This is a genomic window from Streptomyces sp. NPDC127119 (assembly GCF_042677425.1).
Classification (GTDB): Bacteria; Actinomycetota; Actinomycetes; order Streptomycetales; family Streptomycetaceae; genus Streptomyces.
The window spans coordinates 1-4582 of record NZ_JBHXTO010000278.1; the positions used below are offsets into that span (position 1 = coordinate 1).

At 71.5% G+C, this 4582-nt stretch carries 3 protein-coding genes; all 3 read right to left on the reverse strand.

Features of this window, described 5'->3' with window-relative positions; all coding sequences use genetic code 11:
* Window positions 1-76 precede the first annotated feature (76 nt).
* A complete protein-coding gene (locus ACFVH5_RS43965) occupies window positions 77-1729 on the reverse strand; it encodes a DoxX family membrane protein (RefSeq protein ID WP_385839302.1) in 1653 nt (550 codons plus the stop codon).
* A 160-nt stretch (window positions 1730-1889) separates the two neighbouring features.
* A complete protein-coding gene (gene rlmB, locus ACFVH5_RS43970; protein WP_384816630.1) occupies window positions 1890-2834 on the reverse strand; it encodes a 23S rRNA (guanosine(2251)-2'-O)-methyltransferase RlmB in 945 nt (314 codons plus the stop codon).
* Window positions 2835-2935: 101 nt separating this feature from the next.
* The gene (cysS, locus tag ACFVH5_RS43975; RefSeq protein WP_385839303.1) at window positions 2936-4336 is read right to left on the reverse strand and encodes a cysteine--tRNA ligase; all 1401 of its coding nucleotides are present in this window, start codon (window positions 4334-4336) and stop codon (window positions 2936-2938) included.
* Window positions 4337-4582 lie beyond the last annotated feature (246 nt).

Here is a 4582-nt window from a genome sequence, read left to right on the forward strand (position 1 = left end):
TATTTTTGCCTGCTGTTACCCGGATGGGGCCCCGCACCAGGATGGGGGGGGGCCCCATCGGCGTCGTAAGCGCTCCTCAGCCGAGCAGGCCGCCCACGAGCCCGGACTTGCCGCCGGACCCTCCGGAGCCGCCCGTGCCGCCTCCGGAGCCGGTGCCGCCGCCCGTGCCCGTACCGCCGCCCGTGGTGCCGCCGCCAGAGGAGGACGGTCCCGCGGTGGTGGCGGGCGCCTGCGGGGGCGCCGACTGCTGCGGCGGGGCCTGGTTCGAGCCCTGCGTCTGGCTGGGCTGGCCCGCGGTGGCGCCGGCCGTCTCACGGGCCGTCGCGCCGGGCGAGGTCGCGGCGCCCGACGGGCTCGCCGAGGTCGCGCCGCGGGTCGGCGAGTCGGCCGACGCCGAGGGGCTCTGCTTGTCGCGGCGCGCTCCGGGTTCCTGCGGGAGCGCGGAGCCGGGCAGTTCGTTGCGCGGGGCCTCGCCCGGTCCGGGGACGACCACGCGGTCGGAGTCGCGGACGGCGCCGCCGAGCATCGACCCGATGAGCAGCGTGAGTCCGACGACGATCGCCGCGACGAGCGCCCCGCGCCGCAGTACGCGACGGCGCAGTTCCCAGATCTCGGCACGCGGCCCGAGGGTGCGCCAGGCCTCGCCCGCGAGGCGGCCGTCGATGGAGTAGACGGGGGCACCCGCGATGATCAGCGGCGACCAGGCGGCCAGGAAGATGATGTCCGGCGCGTCGTAGACGGGAACGGACTTCCAGCTCACGGTCAGCAGCAGTGCCGCCGACAGCAGCGCGCCGACGACCGCCGCGACCCGCTGCCACAGACCGAGGACGGTGAGGACGCCGACGATCACCTGGAAGAAGGCGATGAGGAGTCCGGAGCCGACGGGGTGCTGCAGCGCGAACTCGCGCAGGGGCTCGGCGAGTTCCCAGGGGTGCAGCGAGTTGAGCCACTTGACCATGGAGCCGCGCTTGCCGCCGTCGAAGTAGACGGGGTCGCAGAGCTTGCCCATGCCGGCGTAGATGGAGATGAAGCCGAGGAAGACGCGCATCGGGAGCAGGACGACGCCGAGGTTCATCCGGCGGCCGGGGTAGTAGCCGTGCCGGACGGGGGCGGCTCCGTGCCGCTTGAGCGCCCCGTCGTCCTCGTCCCGGTAGTCGTCGTCCTCGTAGGAGTCGTCCTCGAAGTCGCCCTCCGCGTACGGGGGTTCGTCGAGCTCCTCGTAGGCGCTGCCCGCGCTGCGCAGTTGCTGCGGCAGGAGGCGGGTCTCGGGGCCGCGGACGGTCGGGGTCTCGACGGTGGCGTCGACGTCGAACCCGGCGGGTCCTTCGCCGTCGACACGCGGGATGACCTGGGTCGCGCCGCCTTCGCCCGCCGGTGCCTCGGCGCCGTGGCGCAGGCTCGTGCTCCGCACGGCCTGCAACAGCCGGGTGGCGCCCGTGTCGTCAGGGGCGGACTTCCCGCTCCAGACGACGGGCGCGCGGCGCCGGGTGCCTGCGGCGGTGCCGACGACGGGGGTGCGCGCGGTGTCGCCGCCCGAGCTCAAGTTCCGCGCGCCACGCGGGGACTGGGCCCGCGGCGCGGTGTTCAGCTGCACGCGGAAGCTCGCATGATTGACGATGACCTGCGCCGGATCGCTCGGCACCTTCACCATGCTCAGCGCGGGAGCGTCGTCGAATCCCAACGAGCTGTCCCCCGTGGGTGTGCGGGGTGTTCTGGTGTCCACACTCATCTAACCGAGTGACGTGTGTTTAGGACACTGCTTTGACTCGCCCGATCTGTCCGGACCCCGTCAAGATCAACCCGGGCCCCGTAAGGGGCGCGGGGAACTGCGCGACCAGCCCCCACGCACCTTCAGCCGAACGACGACCCGGCGTCAGCCGATCCCCGAATCAGGCCCGCTTGCGCGCTGCCTCGTACAGCACAACTCCCGCAGCCACACCGGCGTTCAGCGACTCGGTCCCGCCCGGCATGGGAATCCGTACGCGGAAGTCACAGGTCTCCCCCACCAGCCGGGACAGCCCCTTCCCCTCGCTGCCGACGACGATGACGACGGGCCCGCCGAGGGCCTCCAGGTCACCGACCTCGGCCTCACCGTCGGCGGCGAGGCCGACCACGACGAGCCCGGCCTTCTTGTACGCCTCCAGCGCCCGCGTCAGATTGGACGCGCGGGCGACGGCCGTACGGGCGGCCGCACCGGCGGACGTCTTCCACGCTCCGGCGGTCATCCCCGCCGCACGCCGCTCGGGCACGACCACGCCGTGGCCGCCGAACGCGGAGACGGACCGGACGACGGCACCGAGGTTGCGCGGGTCCGTCACGCCGTCGAGGGCGACGATCAGCGGGTCCACGCCCTGGTCGTACGCGGCGGCCGCGAGGTCCTCCGGGTGCGCGTACTCGTACGGCGGGACCTGGAGGACGAGACCCTGGTGGTTGAGCCCGTTGGTCATACGGTCCAGCTCGGGACGCGGGGCCTCCATGAGGTGGATGCCGCCGCGCTCCGCGGCGAGCTGCAGCGCTTCGCGCACCCGCTCGTCGTTGTCGATGAACTGCTGGACGTACAGCATCGTCGCGGGTACGCCCTCGCGCAGCGCCTCGACGACGGAGTTGCGGCCGACGACCATCTCGGACGTGCCCTTGCCGCCCCGGCCGCCGCGCGGCGAGGGCTTGCGCACGAGCTGCTTGGCCTTGGCGCCGGCGATGCGGTTCTTCTTGTGTCCCTTGCGCGCCTCGGCGGGCGGGGTGGGTCCCTTGCCTTCGAGGCCCCTGCGTCGCTGGCCGCCACTGCCGACCTGCGCGCCCTTCTTGCCGGACATGCGGCGGTTGTTAGCGGCCATGACCTACCTGTCTGTGTGAAGACGTACGGATGGACGTACGGGTGTACGTCTATGCAGTGTGCCGCCCGGACACCCGGACGGCACAATCGATCAAGAAATGGTCAGCGCGGGCCGAGGGTCCAGCGCGGTCCCTGGGGGCCGTCCTCGATGACGAGCCCGGACTGGTTGAGCTGGTCGCGGATGGCGTCGGCGGTGGCCCAGTCCTTGCGGACGCGGGCGGACTCGCGCTGCTGCAGCACCAGCCGTACGAGCGTGTCGACGACTCCGTGGAGGTCCTCGCCGCGGTCGCTCTCGCCCGCCCAGCGCGGGTCGAGCGGGTCGAGACCGAGGACCGCGAGCATGGCCCTGACCTCGGCGAGCCGGGCGACGGCCGCTTCCTTGTCATCGGCGGCCAGTGCGGAGTTCCCCTGGCGGACCGTGGTGTGCACGACGGCGAGGGCCTGCGGGACCCCCAGGTCGTCGTCCATCGCCTCGGCGAACGCCGGCGGCACCTCGGCGGCGGGCTCGACCGGCCCCCCGGCCTTCTCCACCACGCGCTGCACGAAGCCCTCGATCCGGGCGAACGCCGACTCGGCCTCGCGCAGTGCCTCTTCGCTGTACTCGATCGTGGAGCGGTAGTGCGGGGTGCCCAGGTAGTAACGGAGCACGATGGGCCGCCACGCCTTGACCATCTCGCTGACGAGCACGCTGTTGCCGAGCGACTTCGACATCTTCTCGCCGCTCATGGTCACCCATGAGTTGTGCACCCAGTAGTGCGCGAACTCGTCGCCGAAGCCGACGGCCTGGGCGATCTCGTTCTCGTGGTGCGGGAAGATCAGGTCGATGCCGCCGCCGTGGATGTCGAACGCGGCGCCCAGGTACTTGTGGGCCATCGCGCTGCACTCCAGGTGCCAGCCGGGCCGGCCGCGTCCCCAGGGCGTCTCCCAGGACGGCTCGCCGGGCTTGACGGCCTTCCACATGGCGAAGTCCCGCGGGTCCCGCTTGCCGGTCTCGCCGTCCTCGGCGGGCTGGCGCAGCTCGTCGAGGTCCTGGTTGGACAGGGAGAGGTAGCCGGGCAGGGACCGTACGTCGAAGTAGACGTTCCCGTCGGCCTCGTACGCGTGACCGCGCTCGATGAGCCCGCGCATCATCTCGACCATCTCGGTGATGTGACCGGTGGCGCGCGGCTCGTACGTCGGCGGGAGGCAGCCGAGTGCCGTGTAGCCGTCGTTGAAGGCGCGCTCGTTCTCGTAGCCGATCGCCCACCAGGGCCTGTCCTGCTCCGCGGACTTCCTGATGATCTTGTCGTCGATGTCCGTCACGTTGCGGACGAACGTCACGTCGTAGCCGCGGTACTCGAACCAGCGGCGCATGATGTCGAAGTTGAGGCCCGACCGGATGTGGCCGATGTGCGGGGCCGCCTGCACCGTGGCGCCACACAGGTAGATCGAGACACAACCCGGCGTGATCGGGGTGAAATCGCGAATCTGCCGGGCGCTGGTGTCGTACAGGCGAATAGTCACCACACCAGGGTAGTGGGCGGTGACCAGTGCCCCGCGACCCTTGTCCCGCATGGGACACGTATTCGTGACATCTGTGCCGCGTCGATGACGTCATGGGCGTTTTCCTCGCCCCCGCCGCCCCTACCCGTTCCCGTCACTGACCCCCGGTCCTCAACCGCCGGACGGGCTGAAACGCTTTCAGCCCGTCCGGCGTTTGAGGACGAGCGCGAAGCGCGATACGGGGGGCGAGGGGGCGCAGCCCCCATG

Bases quoted from the DNA above. Each gene is read 5' to 3' on its own strand.
- rlmB (WP_384816630.1), bottom strand. From the start codon at position 2,834: ATGGCCGCTAACAACCGCCGCATGTCCGGCAAGAAGGGCGCGCAGGTC.
- ACFVH5_RS43965 (WP_385839302.1), bottom strand. From the start codon at position 1,729: ATGAGTGTGGACACCAGAACACCCCGCACACCCACGGGGGACAGCTCG.